This window comes from Streptomyces sp. YIM 98790 (genome assembly GCF_011421595.1).
GTDB lineage: Bacteria > Actinomycetota > Actinomycetes > Streptomycetales > Streptomycetaceae > Streptomyces.
Genome location: NZ_WTLH01000116.1, coordinates 1 through 19,804, shown reverse-complemented (window position 1 = coordinate 19,804; position 19,804 = coordinate 1). Strand labels below are relative to the sequence as shown.

The window sequence follows — 19,804 nt, the reverse complement described above, 5'->3', positions numbered from 1 at the left end:
GCCGGCTGCGGCAGCGCGCGGCCCGCGGCGGCCGGAGGCCGCCGCGGGGGCGGGGGCGGGGGCGGGGGTTCAGTCGAAGCCGGGAGAGGCGTCGCGGGTGCGCTTGAGCTCGTAGAAGCCGGGCGTGGCCGAGACCAGCAGCACGCCGTCCCAGAGCCGCGCGGCGGCCTCGCCGCGCGGGATCGGGGTCACCACCGGGCCGAAGAAGGCGTTGGGCCGGCCGTCCGGGCCCGGCACGGCGATCACCGGGGTGCCCACGTCCTGTCCGACCAGCCCGATGCCCGAGGCGTGGGAGGCCCGCAGCCGCTCGTCCCACTCCCCCGAACCGGCCGCGTCCGCCAGCGACCCGGGGAGGCCGGCCGCGGTCAGCGCCGCCGCCAGCGTCTCCCGGTTCCGCTCGCGCTTCTCGTGGTGGAAGCGGATGCCGAGTTCGGTGTAAAGCGGGCCGAGGACCTCGCTGCCGTGCAGTTCCCCGGCGGCGACGCACACCCGCGCCGGGCCCCAGGACTCCTCCATCAGCCGGGCGTAGGACGGCGGCAGTTCCTCCATCCGGGGTTCGTTGAGCACCGCCAGGCTCATCACATGCCAGCGCACCCGTACCGGCCGCAGCCGCTCCACCTCCAGCATCCACCGCGAGGTGATCCAGGCCCAGGGGCATACCGGGTCGAACCAGAAATCGGCCTCGGCGACCGTGCCGCCGCCGGCGCTCTCCGTCACGTGTCTCTCCTCCGCGTACTGATACATGTCAGCCGAAAGCAACTGTGGCGAAGCGCGTCACATTCCCCGTGCACCCTGTCACCGCGTCGTGCGATGCTGACCCGACGTTTGCGCGCACACACGAAGATTGCAAAGACGAGGGAGTCGGTCCGTGCCCGGAGAGAACCTGACCCGTGACGAGGCCCGCGAGCGAGCCCGCCTGCTCACCGTGCACGGGTATGAGGTGGCGCTCGACCTGCGGTCCGCCATCGACGCTCCGCCCGCCTCCGGCCCCCGTACCTTCCGCTCCACCACGACCATCCGTTTCGGCTGCGCCGAGCCCGGCGCCTCCAGCTTCGCCGATCTGCTGGCCCCGCACGTCCACTCCATCACGCTGAACGGCGATCCGCTCCCCGTGGAGCGGGTTTTCGACGGCTGCCGGATCGCGCTGCCCGCCCTGGCCGCGGAGAACGAGCTGGTGGTCGACGCGCGGTGCGCGTACAGCCGCACCGGCGAGGGACTGCACCACTTCGTGGACCCGGAGGACGGCGAAACCTACCTCTACACCCAGTACGAACCGGCGGACGCACGGCGGGTCTTCGCCAACTTCGAGCAGCCCGACCTGAAAGCCCCGTTCACCTTCCGGGTGACCGCCCCGGCGCACTGGACGGTGCTCAGCAACGGCGCGCAGGAGGGCGAACCGGAACTTCTGGACGGCCCGGCGGGCACCGTGGGCGCGTACGCCACATGGCGCTTCGCCACCACCCGGCCCATCTCCACCTACATCACGGCGGTGGTGGCCGGCCCCTACCACTACGAGCGTGACCACTACACGCGTCATCTGCCGGACGGCACGGTGCTCGACATCCCGCTGGGCGCGCTCTGCCGCAAGGGCCTGGCCAAGCACTTCGACGCGGACGAGATCTTCACCGTCACCAAGCAGGGACTGGACTTCTTCCACGACCGCTTCGGCTACCCGTACCCGTTCGGCAAGTACGACCAGGCGTTCGTGCCGGAGTACAACATCGGCGCGATGGAGAACCCGGGCTGCGTGACCTTCCGGGAGGAGTACGTCTTCCGGGGCCGCACCACCCGCGCCGCCTACCAGGGCCGGGCCAACACCCTGCTGCACGAGATGGCGNCCAGGGCCGGGCCAACACCCTGCTGCACGAGATGGCGCACATGTGGTTCGGCGACCTGGTCACCATGGAATGGTGGGACGACCTGTGGCTCAAGGAGTCCTTCGCGGACTTCATGGGCGCCTTCTCGCTGGTCGAGGCCACCCGCTTCTCCGAGGGCTGGATCACCTTCGCGAACCGCCGCAAGGCCTGGGCCTACCGGGCCGACCAGTTGCCCTCCACCCACCCGGTGACCGCGGACATCCGCGACCTCCAGGACGCCAAGCTGAACTTCGACGGCATCACCTACGCCAAGGGCGCCTCGGTGCTCAAGCAGCTCGTCGCCTATGCCGGGCGGGAGGCCTTCATGGAGGGCGCGCGGCGCTACTTCCAGCGCCACGCCTACGGCAACACCACGCTCAAGGACCTGCTCCAGGTGCTGGAGGAGACCTCGGGGCGGGACATGAGCGGCTGGGCCCGGGCCTGGCTGCAGACCGCCGGGGTCAACGCGCTGACCCCGCAGGCGGTCTGCGACTCCGCGGGGCGGATCACCGAGCTGTCGGTCACCCAGCAGGCCCCGGTCTTCGAGGGACCCAACCCGCCGCGCGCCGAGACGGACGTCCTGCGCCCGCACCGGGTGGCCATCGGCCTGTACCGTCGCGAGGCGGACGGCGCGCTGGTGCGCTACGCCCAGGCCGAGGCGGATGTCACGGGCCCGCGCACGGTCGTCCCTGCGCTCGCCGGGCAGCCGCGGCCGGACCTGATCCTGGTCAACGACGACGACCTGACGTACTGCAAGGCCCGCTTCGACGAGCGCTCGCTGGAGACCCTGCGCGCCCACCTGGGGGCGATCGCCGATCCGCTGGCGCGTGCGCTGTGCTGGTCGGCGCTGTGGAACATGACCCGGGACGCGCTGATGCCGGCCCGCGACTTCCTCACCCTGGTGCGGAATTTCGGCGGGGCCGAGGCGGAGATCGGCGTGCTGCAGATGGTGCACTCCTGGGCCCGCTCGGCGCTGGAGCGCTACACCGCCCCCCGGCGGCGGGCGCAGGAGGCGGTGGCCCTGGCCGGGGCCGCGCTGACCGAGCTGCGGGCCGCCGAGCCGGGCAGCGACCACCAGCTCGCCTGGGCGCGGTTCTTCGCCGAGTGCGCCGTGTCGGACGCGGACTTCCGGCTGCTGGAGGGCCTGCTGGACGGCGGCGACCGGATCGACGGCCTGGAGGTCGACCAGGAGCTGCGCTGGACGTTCCTGCTCCCGCTGGCCGCGCACGGCCGGGCCGATGAGCGGCGGCTGGCCGCCGAACTGGCCCGGGACGACACCGCTTCGGGCACCCGGCACCAGGTGCGGTGCCTGGCGGCCCGCCCCTCGGCGGAGGTCAAGGCGCGCGCCTGGGCGGATGTGGTGGAGTCGGACAAGCTGTCCAACGCACTGACCGAGGCGACGATCGACGGCTTCGCCCAGCCGGGCCAGAGCGAGCTGCTCGCGCCGTACGCGCCGCGCTACTTCCAGGCGCTGGAGCGGATCTGGCGGGAGCGCTCGATCGAGATCGGCATGGCGGTGGTGCGCGGCCTGTTCCCGATGGCCGGCGGCGACGGCACCACGCTGGCCGCCACCGACGAGTGGCTGGCCGGCCATCCCGCGGCGGCGCCGGCGCTGCGCCGCCTGGTCCTGGAGGCCCGTGACGATCTCGCCCGCACCCTGCGCGCCCAGGCCCACGACGACGCCGCCTGACGGCCGCCCGGGGCGGGCCGCGTGCGCCACGGCGCCGCAATGCCGTTCGCCAGAACCCGGTCCGCCCCGGGCGCCCGGCGGCAGGCCCGCCGCAGGCAGCGGGCGGCCGAGCGTGCCGCAGGCGCCGGAGGCAGCTCATTATCGGCATCCGAACGCGTGTGCTTTAGTGCTGTCTTGTCCAGATTTGTCGACGACTCTGTAACAGGAGGTTGGGAGCGGCGGCGGGGACGGGAATCGGGGCGGCATGAGCAACAACACCCCGCAGTCCCCGCTCTCCCCGCACCCCCTGCCGCTGCGCCTGCTGGACGACGCCCGGCACCGCGTCCTGACCGTCCGCGAGCTGCGCCGTCACGGCATCACCGCCGCCGAGACCAACGCCCGTTGCCGCCCCGGCGGCCCGTGGCAGATGCCGCTGCCCGGCGTCTGCCTGCTGCACTCCGGCCGCCCCACCGGCGAGGAACTGCTGCAGGCGGCGCTGCGCTACACCGGCGGCCGGGAGGGCGAAACCATGGTGACCGGCCTGGCCGCGCTCGCCCTGCACGGTTTCGCCGCCGCTCCCCCGCTCGGCGCGCTGGACCGGCTGGACATCCTGGTGCCGCGCACCCGCCGGCTGCGCTCCACCGGCTGCGCCCGCATCGTCCGTGCGCACTGCCTGCCCCGCCCGCAGCGGCTGGACGGCTTCCCGGTCGCCCCCGTGCCCCGCGCCCTGGCCGATGCCGTGGGCCGCACCCCCGACCCCGCCGCGGTGCGCCGGCTGCTGGCCGAGGCCGTGCAGGACGGCCACTGCGAACCCGCCGCCGTGGTACGCGAACTGGGCCGCGCCCGGCTGCTGTCGCGGCGGCACGTGGCCGGTGCGGTGGACATGCTGATGGCCGAGGGCCGGGCGCTGGCCGAGGAGCGGCTGATCGGGCTGGTGCGCGGCGCCGGCCTGCCGGAGCCGTTCTGGAACGTCGATCTGCGGCTGCCCGGCGGCCCGTTCCTGGGCGGGGTGGACGCGTACTGGCCGGAAGAAGCCGTTGCGGTGGAGATCGACTCCCGCGCGCCCCGCCCGGACGGCGGCGGCCCCGCGGCGCCGGAGGAGGCCCCCGGCGACGACGGCCGGCTGCACTACGCGCGCAAGCGAGAGGTGCTGGAGCGGGCGGGCATCGCGGTGGTCCATCTGACGCCGCGCAGGCTGCGGGACGCCCCGGAGCAGCAGGCCGAGGTGGTGCGCGCCGCGCTGCACGGCGGCGAGGAGCGCCGGCCGCCCGTCCATGTGGTGGTGCTGCCCCGCTGACCCCCGCGGCCCCGGCAGCCCCGCGCGGCCTTCGGGCCCCGGTAACGAAACGGCGGCACGGGCCATGACACGGGCCGGCCGGGGGTAGGAATCGTGGGCGCCGAATGACCGTTCCTTCCGGTTTCGGCGCCACCGAACATCCGCACATTTGGCAGATATCCGTCAACTTTCTTTCAACGTCCCACAAGTTAAGCGCAGTTCCGTATGATTACCGGCCATCCTGTCCCGGATACCGAACAAGGATGGTCATGACACGGATAAAGCCGTCAGCATCCTCCCGACCGCCGGCAAGACGCCGCCTGACCCGTGCCGCACTCGCGGCGGGCGTCGCCGTCGCACTGGCAGCCACCGGTGCCACCCCAGCCTTCGCCGATCAGGAGAACCCTGAACCGGCGCTGGACAAGCCGGCGGAGGACGAGAAGTACACCGCAGCCGACCTCAGCCGCATCAAGGCGGCGGAGGAGGCCGGTGACCCCCACGTCACCCTGCTCATCGCCGCGGAGCCCGGCGAGACCGCCGACGTCGCCAAGGACCTGGACGCCGTCGACGGAACCTCGATCGGGTACACCGAGGACTCCGTGGGCTATGTGCGCGCCACCGTCACCACCCCCGGGGCCAAGAAGCTCCTCGACAAGGCCAGCGGCAACTCCTCCGTCTTCGCCATCGACGTCAACGAGATGATCGAGGTCCCGGACCCGGTCCCCGGTCTCGTCGGCACCGACAAGAGCGGCAAGAACCAAGGAGGCAGCGGCGGTTACACCGGCCCCGACGCCTCCACCCCGGCCGACAACCCGTACATGCCGACCAACGAGATCGGCACGGTGGACTTCATCAAGAAGCACCCCGAGGCCGACGGGCGCGGCATCACCATCGGCGTGCTCGACACCGGTGTCGACGTCGCCCACCCCGCGCTCCAGGAGACCACCACCGGCGAGCGCAAGATCGTCGACTCGGTCACCGCCACCGACCCGATCCTGGACGGCGACCTCACCTGGCGGCCCATGGTCACCGAGGTCTCCGCCGGCACCGTCACCTACGCCGGCCGCGAGTTCACCATCCCCGAGGGCGACTACTTCCTCAACGTCTTCCGGGAGTCCGCCACCGCCGGCGGCGACATGAACGGCGACATGAACCTGGACGGCGACACCACCGACCTGTGGGGCGTGCTCTACGACCCGGCGGCCGGCACCGTCACCGTCGACCTCAACGACAACGGCGACTTCGCCGACGACGAGGCCATGACCCCGTACGCGGACGACTTCGACGTGGCCGTGTTCGGCGAGGACGACCCCGCCACCGAGATCTCCGAGGAGATCCCGTTCGTGGTGGAGATCCGCAAGGACGTGCCGATGGACCCGTACGGCGGCTCGTGGGTCGGCCAGAAGCGGGACTTCGTCAACATCGGCATCATCGACAACTACCACGGCACGCACGTGGCGGGGATCACCGCGGGCAACAGCCTGTTCGGCGGTGACATGCAGGGCGCGGCACCCGGCGCCACGATCGTCTCCTCGCGCGCCTGCCTCTTCGGCAGCGGCTGCTCCTCCTACGCCCTGACCGAGGGCATGATCGACATGGTGGTCAACCGCGGCGTGGACGTGGTCAACATGTCGATCGGCGGCCTGCCGGTCCTCAACGACGGCAACAACGCGCGGGCCCGCCTCTACACCGAGCTGATCGACACCTACGGCGTCCAGCTGGTGATCTCGGCCGGCAACGAGGGCCCGGGCATCAACACCATCGGCGACCCGGCGCTGGCGGACAAGGTGCTGGCGGTCGGCGCCGGGGTCTCCAAGGAGACCTGGGAGGCCAACTACGGCTCGGTCGTCGACGTCGACTACGCCCTCTTCCCGTTCTCCTCGCGCGGCCCGCGCGCGGACGGCGACTTCCAGCCGGACATCGTGGCGCCCGGCGCGGCCATCTCCACCATCCCCACCTGGCAGGCCGGTTCGCCGGTGCCCGACGCCGGCTACGACCTGCCGCCGGGCTACGGCATGGCCAACGGCACCTCCATGTCCTCGCCGCAGGCGGCGGGCGCGGCGGCGCTGCTGCTGTCCGCGGCCAAGCGGTACGGCCTGGAGGTCAGCCCGGCCGAGCTGCGCACCGCCCTCGCCTCCTCGGCCAAGCGCATCAAGGGCGAGCAGGCGTACGAGCAGGGCGGCGGCCTGCTGAACACCACGGGCGCCTGGTACCGCATCTGGCTCAGCGAAGTGCTGGGCGTCTCGCCCTACGAGTACGAGGTGCAGGCCCCGGTCGACCACGTGCTCTCGCAGTTCCTGGCCACCCCGCACACCGGCCGGGGCATCTACGACCGGGAGACCGCGCCGTCCGTGGGCAAGTCGGAGACCTATGAGGTCACGCTCACCCGCACCACGGGCCCGGACCGTCCCGTCTACCACCCGGTCAAGCTGGCCAACAACGCGGACAAGACCTTCTCCGTGGTCGGCCACGACGGCGTCTGGCTGCCCAAGAACAAGCCGGTCACCGTGAAGATCAAGGCCAAGCCGAAGTCCACCGGGGTGCACTCCACCCTGATCGAGCTGATCGACCTGCGCAGCGGCGGCACGACGCTGCAGCTGCTGGCCACCATCGTGGTGCCGGTGGACCTGGACTCGCCGGACTTCACCGCGCAGTTCAGCGACCAGGTCAAGCGCAACAACCCGGAGCCGTACTACGTGCGGGTGCCGGAGGGCGCGGGCACGCTGGAGGTCGCCATCAGCGGCCTCGCGGAGGGCAGCCAGACCCGCTGGCTGGCCAACAACCCGTACGGCTACCCGGTCGACAACACCGCGGTCTACTCCTGCTACAACAACTACGAGGACCCGCGGAACACCTGCCGGCCGGACGTCCGCTCCTACGCCAACCCCATTCCCGGGGTCTGGGAGCTGAACGTCGACGCCCGCCGCACCTCGCCGCTGCTGGACCAGCCGTACACGCTGGACGCCACCGCCTACGGCGCCACCTTCGACCCGGCCGAGACGGTCATCGAGGACGCCCCGGTCGGCGAGGAGATCCCGCTGTCGTGGGAGATCACCAACCACTTCGCCCCGGTGACGGGCACGGTGGACGGCGGTGACCTCGGCTCGGTGCTCACCGCCCGCCCGACGGTCGGTGACAACGAGTACGTCGTCGTGGACGAGATCGTCCTCGACGACACCGTCACCTTCTTCGAGACGGCGATCGGCAACCCGGCCGACACCACGGCCGACCTGGACCTGTACCTGTACCGGGACGGCGAGGAGATCGGCTCCTCCACCTCCGCCACCTCGGACGAGTACATCTCCGTCGAGGACCCCGAACCGGGCACCTACACCATCGAGGTCCACGGCTGGAGCGTCCCGGCCGGCACCACCGAGTACGACTTCATGGACGGCTTCAACAGCCCGGTCTTCGGCTCGGTGAGCGCGGACGGCAGCATCAGCCTCGGCCACGGGGAGTCCGGTTCGCTCAGCGCGGGCCTCACTCTCTCCGCCGGGACGGAACTGCCCGAGGAGCGCGACCTGTTCGCCTCCATCAAACTCCGCAACGAGCGGGGCACGGCCACGGGCAGCGGCAACGTGATCATCACCAGCCTCGCCCAGTAACCGCACCACCCCGCACCACCCGCACCACCCGGCGGCCCGGCTCCCCACAGGAGCCGGGCCGTCCGGCATCCGACCTCCCCGCAGGCCGGACCGCAAAGGACGGTCCGCCGGGTGTGGCCCGCACCTGCGGCAGCACGCACGGGGGGTCTTTGCGGCGTGGGGCCACTACGGCCCGGATTCCTTCACCGGCTGAACACGAGCCGGCCGTTTCCGGAAGTTTTTCCGGAAGATTATCGGTAACGGGGGCACTATTTCCGGTCGCCCGGCACCAGGGGCGGCCGGCGCGCCGGAGTACGCGCCTGAGCTGGCGGGACCGCGCGTGAACAGAAGCACCGCGCATCGTTGATCACGGGTGAACGGGAGGTGAGATCGGCTTGATGTGAGTGGCGGGGGCCGTGGTGCGAAACTTAGCGTTCCGATAACTTCTCGATAAGTTTCCGTTCACCCGCGCGGACCCCCCACATCACCGAGCGGAAGGAGACGACATGGCGCAGGTCGCCTTATTCGTCAGTGATATCGCCGCGGTCAGCCTCCTGGTCTTCGGCCTCTACTACCCCCGCCACCGGCGGCGGGACCTGGTGGTGGCCTGCCTCGGGGTGAACGTCGGCGTGCTGGCGGTGGCCAGTTCACTGACCGCAGCAGGCGCCGGCACCGGACTCGGACTCGGACTCGCCCTCTTCGGCGTGCTGTCGATCATCCGGCTGCGCTCCACCGAGCTGGAACAGCACGAAGTCGCCTACTACTTCTCCTCCCTGGCGCTGGGCCTGCTCGGCGCCATGCAGACCGACAACATCTGGCGCTCCGGCGGGCTGATGGCGCTGGTCCTGGCCGTCCTCTTCGTCGGCGACCACCCCCGGCTGATGCGCCGCTACCGGCGCCAGGTGATGGTCCTGGACACGGCGCTCACCGACCACACCGCCCTGGTGGCGCATCTGGAGCAGACCCTGGGCGCCCGTGTCCACTCGGTCAGCGTGCAGCGGGTCGATCTGGTGAACGACACCACCGTGGTGGACGTGCGCTACCGGCCCGCGCACCCCGTCCGCGCCAAGGGCGGCCCGGTCACGCCCCCGCCCTACCCCGCACACCCGCCGGCCGCCGCCGGCCACGGCCCGGCCGCCGTGGCGGGGCGGTCGTGACCGCCCCGCTGGAGGCGCTGGACGGGATGGCGCCGATCGGTCTGGACGAGCTGATGGCGTGCGCGATGCTCCAGACCCGGATCGACCGCAAGTACCTGCTGCCGGCCGCCGTGCTGCACACCCTGCTGGACCGGCTGCCGCCGGGCACCCGGGTGCTGGAGATCGGCGGCGCCCGCCGTTTCGCGTACCGCTCCCTCTACTTCGACACCCCCGACCTGCGCAGCTACCACCTCACCGCGCACCGCCACCGTCGCAGGTTCAAGATCCGCACCCGGGTGTACGAGGAGTCCGCCGAGTGCTGGCTGGAGGTCAAGACCTGCGGGCCGCGCGGCAGCACCGTCAAGCAGCGCCTGCCCTACGATCCGCACCAGTACGCCACCGTGGAACCCGGCCGCGAGTTCGTCGACGGCGTGCTGGCGGACCGGCGGGTGGCCGGCGAGCCGCGGCGCCTGCGCCTGGCCCCCGTGCTGGGCACCCGGTACCACCGCACCACCCTTTATCTCCCGGACACGGACAGCCGGGTCACCATCGACACCGGCCTGCTGTGGCGGGACGGCGACCACGAGCTGCTGCTGCCCGGCATGGCGGTGGTGGAGACCAAGACCGGTTCCACGGCCTCGCAGGTGGACCGGCTGCTGTGGCGCCACCACTGCCGGCCCCGGCGGATCTCCAAGTACGCCACCGGCCTGGCCGCGCTGCGACCGCAGCTTCCCGCCGGACCGTGGCGGCGCACCCTGCGCCGGGATTTCGCCGGGGCGGTCCGCCGCGCCGCGCCGCCCGCGGGGGTCCGGTTCGCCGGAATCCCGGTGCCGGCGGCCGGGGAGCCGGTGGCCTCCGCCGTTCTCACTTGACGAAACGAGGTGCAGTTCTGTGCGCAGGAAACGCACAAGTACGGTTGCCGCACTGGCGGCAGCGTTTGTCATAATCATGACAGGACTATGGGTGTCGGGCGCGGCGGGTGAGCCCGCGACGGCCGGCTCCGGGCCGCCCTCCGGGCAGGCGGAGGAGGCCGCGGCGGACGCGGCGGCGGCAGCGGACGCGGACACGGCGGACGCCGCAGCCACCGCCGCCGAGGCGAAGGCCGACGCCAGGGCCGACGCGGCGGCGCTGGCCGCGGCCGAGGAGGAGCTGACCGGGGACATCACCTTCTCCGTGCCCAGCGGGACGTTCCGCGGCGAGGTGTCGGTGGCGCTCGGCACCGGCATCGACAACGCCCAGATCCGGTACACCACCAACGGCAGCCTCCCGACCGCGAGCTCACCGGCGTACAACGGGACACCACTGCGCTTCACCACCACCACGCAGTTGCGTGCCCAGGCATTCGTGGGCGGCACCGCCAGCGGCGAACCGGGCACCGCCCTGTACATCGCCCACAACGTGACCACCGGCCACGACCTGCCGCTGCTGGTGATGGACGCCTACGGCGGCGGCAAGCCGGGCCGCGAGTACGCCGACGTGGCCACCATGGTCATGGAGCCGCAGTCGGCGGGCGGCACCACCTCGGTCTCCGCCGCGCCCGCCCTGGCCACCCGGGCCGCCTTCCACCTGCGCGGCCAGTCCTCCGCCAGCTTCGAGAAGGCCCCCTACCGGCTGGAGTTCCGGGACAACGAGGACGACGATCTCGACCTGCCGGTGCTGGGCATGCCCGCCGAGGCGGACTGGGTGCTCCGCGGCCCGTTCGCCGACAAGACCCTGATCCACGACGCCTTCGTCTACGACCTGGGCCGGGCCATGGGAATGCAGGCACCGCGGTACGCCTTCGTGGAGCTGTATCTCAACCTGGACGGGCAGCCCATGGGCGCCGACGACTACCAGGGCGTCTACATGCTGGTGGAGACCATCAAGAACCAGAAGAACCGGCTGGACCTGAAGCAGCTCAGGAACGGTGACACCACCCTGCCGGCCATCTCCGGCGGCTACATCTTCAAGTTCGAGTGGATGGCGGCCGAGGAGCCGATCCTGCAGTGCCCGGGCGGCACCGCCAACTGCTGGCAGTACCTGGAGGTCCACGACCCGGACGACATCAACAGCCAGCAGCGCCAATGGCTCACGCAGCATCTCCAGCAGTTCCACAATGCGCTGCGCAGCGCGAATCCGTCCGATCCGCAGACCGGTTATCCCGCCTATATCGATGTGCAGTCCTTCGCCGACCAGATCATCCTCAATGAGCTGTCCCGGGAGATGGACTCCTACATCCGCAGCCAGTACTTCTACAAGGACCGGGAGGGCAAGATCTTCGCCGGGCCGCTGTGGGACTACGACCTGGCCTTCGGCGTCGGCGGCTTCTTCAACAACCAGCAGATCCAGGGCTGGCAGTACGAGCAGACCCGGCAGCCGTCGGCACACGACTGGTTCACCCGGCTGATCGCCGACCCGGCCTTCGACCGGACCCTGCGGGCGCGCTGGCAGGAACTGCGCCAGGGCGTGCTCTCCGACCAGCAGCTCGGCGCCCGGATCAGCGCGCTGACCCAGCCGCTGGCCAACGCCGCCCAGCGCAACTTCCAGAAGTGGCCGAACCTGACCAGCCCCACCGTCGGCTTCTTCATCACCCCGACCGAGAGCACCTGGCAGGGCCACATCCAGCACATGCGGAACTGGCTCACCCAGCGCGCCGGATGGCTGGACACCGCCTGGCCGGGCGGCGGCACCACCACGGGCGGGACCACCAACGGCGGGACCACCAACGGCGGGACCACCAACGGCGGGACCACCAACGGCGGGACCACCAACGGCGGGACCACGAACGGCGGGACCACGACCAACGGCGGGACCACGGGCGGCAACGGCAACGGCTGCTCCGCCGCGTACCGGAACGCCAACGAGTGGCCGGGCGGATTCACCGGCGAGGTGGTGATCTCCTGCTCCGGCGGCTCGCTCAACGGCTGGACGGCCAGCTGGACCTGGCCCGGGGACCAGCAGCTCTCCCAGGCCTGGAACGCCACCTGCTCGCAGAGCGGCGCCGTCGTGACCTGCACCAACGCCCAGTGGAACGGCAGCGTGCCGAGCGGCGGCCAGGTCGCCTTCGGCTTCAACGGCACCTTCTCCGGCGGCAACCCCGCCCCCACGTCGATCACCGTGCGGTGATCCGGCCCGCTGGGCGGGTGCGGGGAGCCCTCCCCGCGACCCCGCACCCGCTCAGCGCAGCAGATTGAGCGCGGAGAGCGCGGTGAAGCCCAGCACCAGCCGGGCGAACACCCTCTGGTCGATGTGGCGGATGACGGCCCGGCCGATCAGCGCGCCCGCCACCACCGCCGGGACCAGCGCGGCGTCCAGCAGCAGCGACTGCCCGTCGATCAGCCCCAGCCCGGCGCTGAACGGCACCTTGAAGAGATTGACCAGGAAGAAGAACCAGGCGCCGGTGCCGAGGAAACCGAGCATGGCGAAGCCCGCCGAGAGCAGATAGAGCGCCATCACCGAGCCCCCGGCATTGGCGACCATGGTGGTGAAGCCGGCCAGCAGGCCGAAGACGAGAGTCCGCAGGTGGTGCCGCCCCGCCGGGGCCGGGCCGGCCGGGGCCGCCCCCGCGTCCGGGGCCGGGCCGGCCGCCGTCCGCGCGGCGGCCCGCGCGGCCCTGCGGTTCTGCCACACGTGCACGGCGACGACGGCCAGCAGCACCGCGCCGATGGTCCGCCGCATCACGGTGTCGTCGACCAGGGCGACGAAGACCGTGCCGGTCAGCACCCCGGCGGCCACCGAGGGGAAGAGGCGCAGCAGCACCGGCCAGTCGGCGTGCCTGCGGTAGGCGCGGACCGCGAAGACGTCCCCCACCAGCAGCAGCGGCAGCAGCGCGCCGGTGGATTCGCGGGCCGGGAGGACGGCGGCGAAGACCGCGACGCTGAGCGCGGCCACCCCGCCGATCGCGGTCTTGGCGAAGCCGACCAGCAGCGCGGCCAGGGCCAGTGCCACGAAGGCCGGCAGAGAGAGGTCGGTCATCGCTCCGGACCTTATCCGACGGCTGTCGGACGCCTGTGCGGTGGCATCGCGCCCGGCGGCCCTGTCCGGGAAAACGGTTTCGTCATACAGTCTCGGGCGTGGTCGCGCCACGACCCGCCACGCCGGTTCCGCCCGCCACGCCCGTTCCGCCCGTTCCGCCCGTTCCGCCCGTCCCCGAGCAGATCAGGAAGACACGCATGCTCACCGCCGGTGCCCCCGCCCAGAACTGGGCGGGCAATGTGACCTTCGACGCCGCCCGGCTGCACCGGCCGGCCTCTCACGACGCACTGCGCCGCATCGTCTCGGTGGCCCGCAAGGTGCGGGTGCTGGGCAGCGGCCACTCCTTCAATCTGATAGCCGCCACCGACGGCGATCTGGTGCGGGTGGACGGCCTGCCGCCGGTGTTCGAGCTGGACCGGGAGCGCGCCACCGTGACCGTCGCCGCCGGCATGCGCTACGCCGAGGTGGCTGCCGCGCTGCACGCCGAGGGCTTCGCGCTGGCCAACATGGCATCGCTGCCGCACATCTCGGTGGCCGGTTCGGTGGCCACCGGCACGCACGGCTCCGGCGACCGCCGGCCCGGCCTGGCCGCCGCCGTGTCGGCGGTGAAGCTGATCGCCCCCGGCGGGGAGGAGCTGACGCTGAGCCGCGAGGCGGATCCCGAGCGTTTCCCGGGCGCGGTGGTCAGCCTGGGCGCGCTGGGCGTGGTGACCGAGCTCACCCTGGACATCGAGCCCGCCTTCGAGGTGGCCCAGTGGGTGTACCGGGGGGTGCCGATGACGGTGGTGGCGGAGCGGTTCGACGAGGTCTTCGGCGCCGCGTACAGCGTCAGCACCTTCACCGGCTGGCATGCCGGGGACGGCGGCGGCGTGCCCGGCACGGTGGTGCTCAAGCGGCGCACGGACGAGGCGGGAGGCCGGGACCATCCGGGCCGGGAGTGGATGGGCGGGCGCCCGGCGGACGGGCCCTGGCATCCGGTGCCCGGCATGCCGGCGGAGTTCTGCACCGTGCAGGGCGGGGTGCCCGGCCCCTGGCACGAGCGGCTGCCGCACTTCCGCCCCGAGTTCACGCCCAGCCGGGGCGAGGAGCTCCAGTCCGAGCTGTTCCTGCCGCGCGCCGCCGCGCCGCAGGCCATCGCCGCGCTGACCGAACTGGGCGAGCAGGTGGCACCGGTGCTGCTGGTCTCCGAGATCCGCACCATGGCCGCCGACGGGCAGTGGCTGAGCCCGTGCCACGGCCGGGACTCGGTGGCCTTCCACTTCACCTGGCGCAAGGACCCGGAGGCGGTGCTGCCGGTGCTGGCCGAGGTGGAGGACCGGCTGATGCCGCTGGGCGCCCGCCCGCACTGGGGCAAGATCACCACCCGGGTGCCGGCCACGGTCGCCGCCTGCTACGAGCGGATGCCGGACTTCCGCCGGCTGGCCGCCGAGATCGACCCGTACGGCATCTTCCGCAACGAGTTCGTCTCCGCCCTGCTGGAGTGAGCCGGGCCGGTCAGGACGGTCGCCCTGGCCGGTCACCGGCGGCGAGATCCCGGGCGGTCCCGTCCAGGCGTACGCCGAGCGCATGGGCACCTCGATCACCGCTGCCGCATGCGTTCTCCTCGCAGAGGGCCTGCGCGCCGAGCGGAGACGCGAGCGGTGATCCGCGCGTCCGACCCGGGTGTCGGGGCCGTACGCGCGCACAGACGGCGGCGCGGGCCCGGGTTCCGGGCCGGGCGCGGAATTTCGGCGCGCCCCGGCCGGGGTCGGCGTGGAAGGATGACGGCACGGCGGGAGCCGTCCACTGCACGGACGCCGGACAGAACCCGTTAACGGCGCAGTCGTATGGCGAAGGAGTCACCACAAGTGCCTGGCACCAATCTGACGAGGGAAGAGGCGCGCGAGCGCGCGCGGCTGCTCCGCGTGGAGGGCTACGAGATCGCGCTCGACATCTCCGGGGCGCCCGAGGGCGGCACCTTCCGTTCGGAGACGGTCGTGCGGTTCGAGGCCCGGGAGGCCGCGCCGACCTTCATCGATCTGGTGGCGCCCGCGGTGCGGGACATCACCCTCAACGGGGAGGCGCTGGACCCGGAGAAGGTCTTCGCCGACTCCCGGATCGCCCTTCCGCAACTGGCGGCGGGCGCCAATGAACTGCGGGTGGTGGCGGACTGCGCGTACACCAATACGGGTGAGGGGCTGCACCGGTTCGTCGACCCGGTGGACCAGCAGACCTACCTCTACACCCAGTTCGAGGTGCCGGACGCCCGGCGGGTGTTCGCCTGCTTCGAGCAGCCCGACCTCAAGGGCACCTTCCGCTTCACCGTGACCGCGCCGCAGGGCTGGTCGGTGATCTCCAACTCCCCCACGCCGCAGCCGGGCGGCGCAGAGGGCAACGTCTGGGAGTTCGAGCCGACCCCGCGGATCTCCAGCTACATCACCGCGCTGATCGCCGGCCCGTACCACTCGGTGCACAGCAGCTGGCAGGGCCCGGACGGGCGGACGGTCCCGCTCGCCGTCTACTGCCGCCCCTCGCTGGCGGAGCACCTGGACGCGGACCACATCTTCGAGGTCACCCGGCAGGGCTTCGACTGGTTCGAGGAGAAGTTCGACTTCCCCTACCCCTTCGCCAAGTACGACCAGCTGTTCGTCCCGGAGTTCAACGCCGGGGCGATGGAGAACGCGGGCGCGGTCACCATCCGGGACCAGTACGTCTTCCGCTCCAAGGTGACGGACGCGGCCTACGAGATGCGCGCCGAGACCATCCTGCACGAGCTGGCCCACATGTGGTTCGGCGACCTGGTCACCATGGAGTGGTGGAACGACCTGTGGCTCAACGAGTCGTTCGCCACCTACACCTCCATCGCCTGCCAGGCGCACGCCCCGGGCAGCCGCTGGCCGCACGCCTGGACCAGCTTCGCCAACCAGATGAAGACCTGGGCCTACCGGCAGGACCAGCTCCCCTCCACCCACCCGATCATGGCGGAGATCCGGGACCTGGACGACGTCCTGGTCAACTTCGACGGCATCACCTACGCCAAGGGCGCCTCGGTGCTCAAGCAGCTCGTCGCCTACGTGGGGATGGACGAGTTCTTCCGCGGGGTGCAGGCGTACTTCAAGCGCCACGCCTGGGCCAACACCACACTGGGCGACCTGCTCACCGCGCTGGAGCAGACCAGCGGCCGGGATCTGAAGACCTGGTCGAGGAAGTGGCTGGAGACCGCAGGCATCAACATCCTGCGCCCGCAGATCGCCACCGACGACGAGGGCATGATCGTCTCCTTCGCGGTGCGGCAGGAGGCGCCGGCACTCCCGGAGGGCGCCACGGGCGAGCCCGTGCTGCGCCCGCACCGGATCGCCATCGGCCTGTACGAGCTGAGCGAGGACGGGAAGCTGGTCCGCACCGACCGGATCGAGCTGGACGTGGACGGCGAGCTGACCGAGGTGCCCGGGCTGGCCGGCCGGGCCCGCCCGGCCGTGGTACTGCTCAACGACGACGACCTGTCGTACGCCAAGGTGCGGCTGGACCCGGAGTCGCTGGCCGTGGTCACCCGCCACCTGGGCGACTTCACCGACTCGCTGCCGCGCGCGCTGTGCTGGGCCGCGGCCTGGGACATGACCCGGGACGGCGAGATGCGCACCCGCGACTACCTGGAGCTGGTGCTCTCCGGCATCGGCAAGGAGTCGGACATCGGGGTGGTGCAGACCCTGCAGCGGCAGGTGAAGCTGGCCCTGGACCTGTACGCGGCGCCGGACTGGCGGCCGGCCGGGCTGGCCCGCTGGACCGAGGCCGCGCTGGAGCACCTGCGGGCGGCCGAGCCGGGCAGCGACCACCAGCTCGCCTGGGCGCGCGCCTTCGCCGCCACCGCCCGCACCGAGGAGCAGCTGGCCATGCTCGGCGGGCTGCTGGACGGCTCCCGCACGGTGGAAGGGCTGAGCGTGGACACCGAGCTGCGCTGGGCGTTCCTGCAGCGGCTGGCGGCCACCGGCGCGGCAGGCGAGGCGGAGATCGACGCCGAGCTGCAGCGGGACGCCACCGCGGCCGGTGAGCGGCACGCGGCCACGGCGCTGGCCGCCCGGCCCACGGCCGAGGCCAAGGCGGAGGCGTGGGCCAAGGTGGTGGAGAGCGAGAAGCTGCCGAACGCGGTGCAGGAAGCGGTGATCGCCGGCTTCGTCCAGCCCGACCAGCGGGAGCTGCTGGCGCCGTACGCGGAGAAGTACTTCGCCGCGGTGAAGGGCGTGTGGGAGACCCGCAGCCACGAGATGGCGCAGCAGATCGCGGTGGGCCTCTACCCGGCGCTGGACATCTCGCGGGAGAACCTGGCGGCCACCGACGCCTGGCTGGAGTCTGCGCAGCCCAGCGCGGCGCTGCGCCGGCTGGTGCTGGAGAACCGCGCCGGGGTGGAACGGGCCCTGAAGGCTCAGGCCGCCGACGCGACGGCCTGAGCAGCCGCCGGAGGTCGGGCAGGTGTGCGACGGGGGCGCGGAGCCGGCACGGTTCCGCGTCCCCCTGTTCGTTTTGTCACACGAAGCATTTAGCCTGGGCTGGTGAATGGTCGGGGACCCCGCCCGGGGTACGGGCGCGCCCATGCCCGGACCACGGTGTTCGGCGGGCAGCTCATGATGCTCGGTATCGTGCTGGCCCTCTTCGCGCTGCTCGTGGTGCCGTCCCTGACCGGCAACAGCTCGGGCGCCGCCGCGTCCGCGGGCGCCGGGGCGGAGCCGCAGGATGCCGGGCCGCAGCCCGAGCCCGACCCCACCGCCCGGGCGTTCCGCGCGGTGGAGGAGGGGGACTGCCTGTCCAACCACAAGTCCGGCGACGCGGAGTGGACCAGCTTTGTGCCGCAGCCCGTGCCCTGCTCGTCGGAGAACGCCTTCGTCCGGGTGACGGGTGTGGTGGCCAACGCCCACAACTGCCCGGACGGCACCGGCCGCGCCCACTTCTTCTACACCGACGCGGGCGGCCGCACCACGGCCGTGTGCTTCCAGCGCGAGTTCCGCACCGGGCAGTGCTTCGTGGCCAGCCTCGTCGGCACCGCGGACGGCGGGGTGCGCATGGAGGAGGCGGATCTCACCGTGCGGCTGGACTGCTCCGCCGGCGCGGCCGAGATACCGGAGCCGCACAACACCGTGCTGGAGATCACCGGGGTGATGCCCGCCCCGGAGACCGAGCCGGAGCGGCCGTGCGCCCGCTCGCCGCGGGACGGCGCCACCTACTGGTACTGGATCACCAACGGCGACACCGAGCTGGTCTGCGCCACCCACCCCGGCACGCCCGGCTGAGCGGGTCCGCGGCCGCACCGGGGGCCGGACCGGTCCCCTGCGGACCTGCCCGGCCGGTGTGACGTGACCGCTGTGTGTGCTGTGACGTGAAACCGCTCAGGTGCGCGTGCGGCCGCCGCTCCGGCGGTCGGCCAGCACCACCAGACCGGTGATGACCGCGAAGAGCACCAGCGGCAGCACCACGAAGACCGTCAGCGTCTCGAAGACGCTCAGCCCGGTGCCCGGGTCGTCGCCGTCGTCCCGCATCAGCGCCTGTGCGGTGGGGGACGACAGCAGCAGCATCAGCGGGGCGGCGAGGGCGACGGTGCCGGCCCGGGCGGCACGCTTGTTGTTCTTGTTGACCACGCCCCCAACCTAACCAACGCCGGACGGTCACGTCCCACCGGGGTGGCCCGCGGCGTGCCCGGCATCCTCCGCCGCCGGACCCGCCGGACCCGCCGGACCCGCCGCGTCCGCCGGACCCGCGGCTCCGGCCCCGTCCGTCCGGCCGGCCGGGTGGGCGGCCAGCTCCTCGCGGAGGGCGGCGGCCAGCGACCGCAGCCGCTCCGACTCCGTCAGCCCCTCCAGGCTCACCGGCCGCCCCTGCGCGTCCGCGACCGGCAGCCGCCAGTTGGGATACTCGCGCCAGGTGCCGGGCACGTTCTGCGGGCGCCGGTCGCCGACCCCGTCGGGCAGCCACAGCCCGACCAGCCGGGCCGGGGTGCGGGCCAGGAAGCGGTAGGCGGCGGTGATCCGCTCCTCCTCCCCCGCGCCCGGTTCGATCAGGCCCAGCCGGGAGAAATAGCGCAGCCAGTCCTCGGTCTCGGCACGGGACGCCGCCCGCTCCGCCTCCGGTTTCTCCCGGAGCAGCCCCAGCTCCTCGCGCAGCTCCAGCCAGCCGGTGCCGTCCCCCGCGATCCGGGCGGCGGTGGGCGGCAGATCGTGGGTGGTGACGGTGGCCAGGCAGGCGGTGCGCCACTGCTCCGGCCGCAGCGGGGGCGGCAGGGTGGGCGCGGTGCCGGAGGCGTCGCCGGCGGCCGGGGTGGCCGTCGGCCGCCCGCCGTCCCCGCCGCTGCCGCCGTCCCCGCC

Annotated in this window: 12 protein-coding genes and 1 pseudogene; 9 read left to right on the top strand and 4 right to left on the bottom strand. The window is 72.4% G+C overall.

The window, feature by feature from the left end; translation table 11 throughout:
* Positions 1-69: 69 nt before the first annotated feature.
* Positions 70-717 (bottom strand): disulfide bond formation protein DsbA, encoded by a 648-nt coding sequence (locus GQS09_RS18665; RefSeq protein ID WP_165987716.1) that lies wholly within the window; start codon positions 715-717, stop codon positions 70-72.
* Between the two features lie 151 nt (positions 718-868).
* Here GQS09_RS18665 and pepN (GQS09_RS18660) point away from each other — a divergent pair.
* From pepN (GQS09_RS18660) to GQS09_RS18635, 6 genes and pseudogenes are all read left to right on the top strand, one after another.
* A pseudogene (pepN, locus tag GQS09_RS18660) lies at positions 869-3,546 on the top strand (aminopeptidase N).
* Between the two features lie 244 nt (positions 3,547-3,790).
* Complete coding sequence (locus tag GQS09_RS18655) at positions 3,791-4,822, top strand: hypothetical protein (RefSeq protein WP_165987714.1); 1,032 nt, start codon at positions 3,791-3,793, stop codon at positions 4,820-4,822.
* Positions 4,823-5,070: 248 nt separating this feature from the next.
* Positions 5,071-8,406, top strand: coding sequence for a S8 family serine peptidase (locus GQS09_RS18650; RefSeq protein ID WP_165987712.1), 3,336 nt, complete (start codon positions 5,071-5,073; stop codon positions 8,404-8,406).
* Positions 8,407-8,891: 485 nt separating this feature from the next.
* Entirely contained in the window at positions 8,892-9,542 is a 651-nt protein-coding gene (locus GQS09_RS18645) for a DUF4956 domain-containing protein (RefSeq protein ID WP_165987710.1), read from the top strand.
* Positions 9,539-10,393, top strand: a complete 855-nt coding sequence (locus tag GQS09_RS18640) for a polyphosphate polymerase domain-containing protein (protein ID WP_207958002.1) — start codon at positions 9,539-9,541, stop codon at positions 10,391-10,393. The genes GQS09_RS18645 and GQS09_RS18640 overlap by 4 nt, the downstream gene beginning before the upstream one ends.
* 76 nt (positions 10,394-10,469) lie before the next feature.
* Positions 10,470-12,626 carry a CotH kinase family protein gene (locus tag GQS09_RS18635; RefSeq protein WP_165987708.1) on the top strand — a complete coding sequence of 719 codons (2,157 nt, stop codon included), beginning with the start codon at positions 10,470-10,472 and terminating at the stop codon, positions 12,624-12,626.
* A gap of 51 nt (positions 12,627-12,677) precedes the next feature.
* Here GQS09_RS18635 and GQS09_RS18630 read toward each other — a convergent pair whose 3' ends face one another.
* Positions 12,678-13,475 carry a sulfite exporter TauE/SafE family protein gene (locus GQS09_RS18630; protein WP_165987706.1) on the bottom strand — a complete coding sequence of 266 codons (798 nt, stop codon included), beginning with the start codon at positions 13,473-13,475 and terminating at the stop codon, positions 12,678-12,680.
* A 197-nt stretch (positions 13,476-13,672) separates the two neighbouring features.
* Here GQS09_RS18630 and GQS09_RS18625 point away from each other — a divergent pair, with 197 nt between their 5' ends.
* The 3 genes from GQS09_RS18625 to GQS09_RS18615 all read left to right on the top strand — a co-directional run bounded on the left by GQS09_RS18625 (position 13,673) and on the right by GQS09_RS18615 (position 18,736).
* Positions 13,673-14,959: an FAD-binding protein gene (locus GQS09_RS18625; protein ID WP_165987704.1), complete on the top strand. Its 1,287-nt coding sequence runs from the start codon at positions 13,673-13,675 to the stop codon at positions 14,957-14,959.
* Between the two features lie 363 nt (positions 14,960-15,322).
* On the top strand, positions 15,323-17,899 hold the full coding sequence (gene pepN, locus GQS09_RS18620) for an aminopeptidase N (protein ID WP_165987702.1): 2,577 nt from the start codon (positions 15,323-15,325) through the stop codon (positions 17,897-17,899).
* Positions 17,900-18,001: 102 nt separating this feature from the next.
* Positions 18,002-18,736, top strand: coding sequence for a hypothetical protein (locus GQS09_RS18615; protein ID WP_165987700.1), 735 nt, complete (start codon positions 18,002-18,004; stop codon positions 18,734-18,736).
* A 96-nt stretch (positions 18,737-18,832) separates the two neighbouring features.
* Here the strand turns inward: GQS09_RS18615 and GQS09_RS18610 are convergent, their stop codons facing one another.
* The gene (locus tag GQS09_RS18610) at positions 18,833-19,081 is read right to left on the bottom strand and encodes a hypothetical protein (protein ID WP_313896207.1); all 249 of its coding nucleotides are present in this window, start codon (positions 19,079-19,081) and stop codon (positions 18,833-18,835) included.
* Between the two features lie 27 nt (positions 19,082-19,108).
* On the bottom strand, positions 19,109-19,804 hold a 696-nt coding region (locus GQS09_RS18605; protein WP_207958000.1), incomplete at its 5' end, for a 4-alpha-glucanotransferase.

Excerpts from the sequence above, each read along its gene's own strand:
- GQS09_RS18645 (WP_165987710.1), top strand. The coding sequence starts at position 8,892 with ATGGCGCAGGTCGCCTTATTCGTCAGTGATATCGCCGCGGTCAGCCTC.
- GQS09_RS18635 (WP_165987708.1), top strand. The coding sequence starts at position 10,470 with ATGACAGGACTATGGGTGTCGGGCGCGGCGGGTGAGCCCGCGACGGCC.
- GQS09_RS18650 (WP_165987712.1), top strand. The coding sequence starts at position 5,071 with ATGACACGGATAAAGCCGTCAGCATCCTCCCGACCGCCGGCAAGACGC.
- GQS09_RS18630 (WP_165987706.1), bottom strand. The coding sequence starts at position 13,475 with ATGACCGACCTCTCTCTGCCGGCCTTCGTGGCACTGGCCCTGGCCGCG.
- GQS09_RS18655 (WP_165987714.1), top strand. The coding sequence starts at position 3,791 with ATGAGCAACAACACCCCGCAGTCCCCGCTCTCCCCGCACCCCCTGCCG.
- GQS09_RS18625 (WP_165987704.1), top strand. The coding sequence starts at position 13,673 with ATGCTCACCGCCGGTGCCCCCGCCCAGAACTGGGCGGGCAATGTGACC.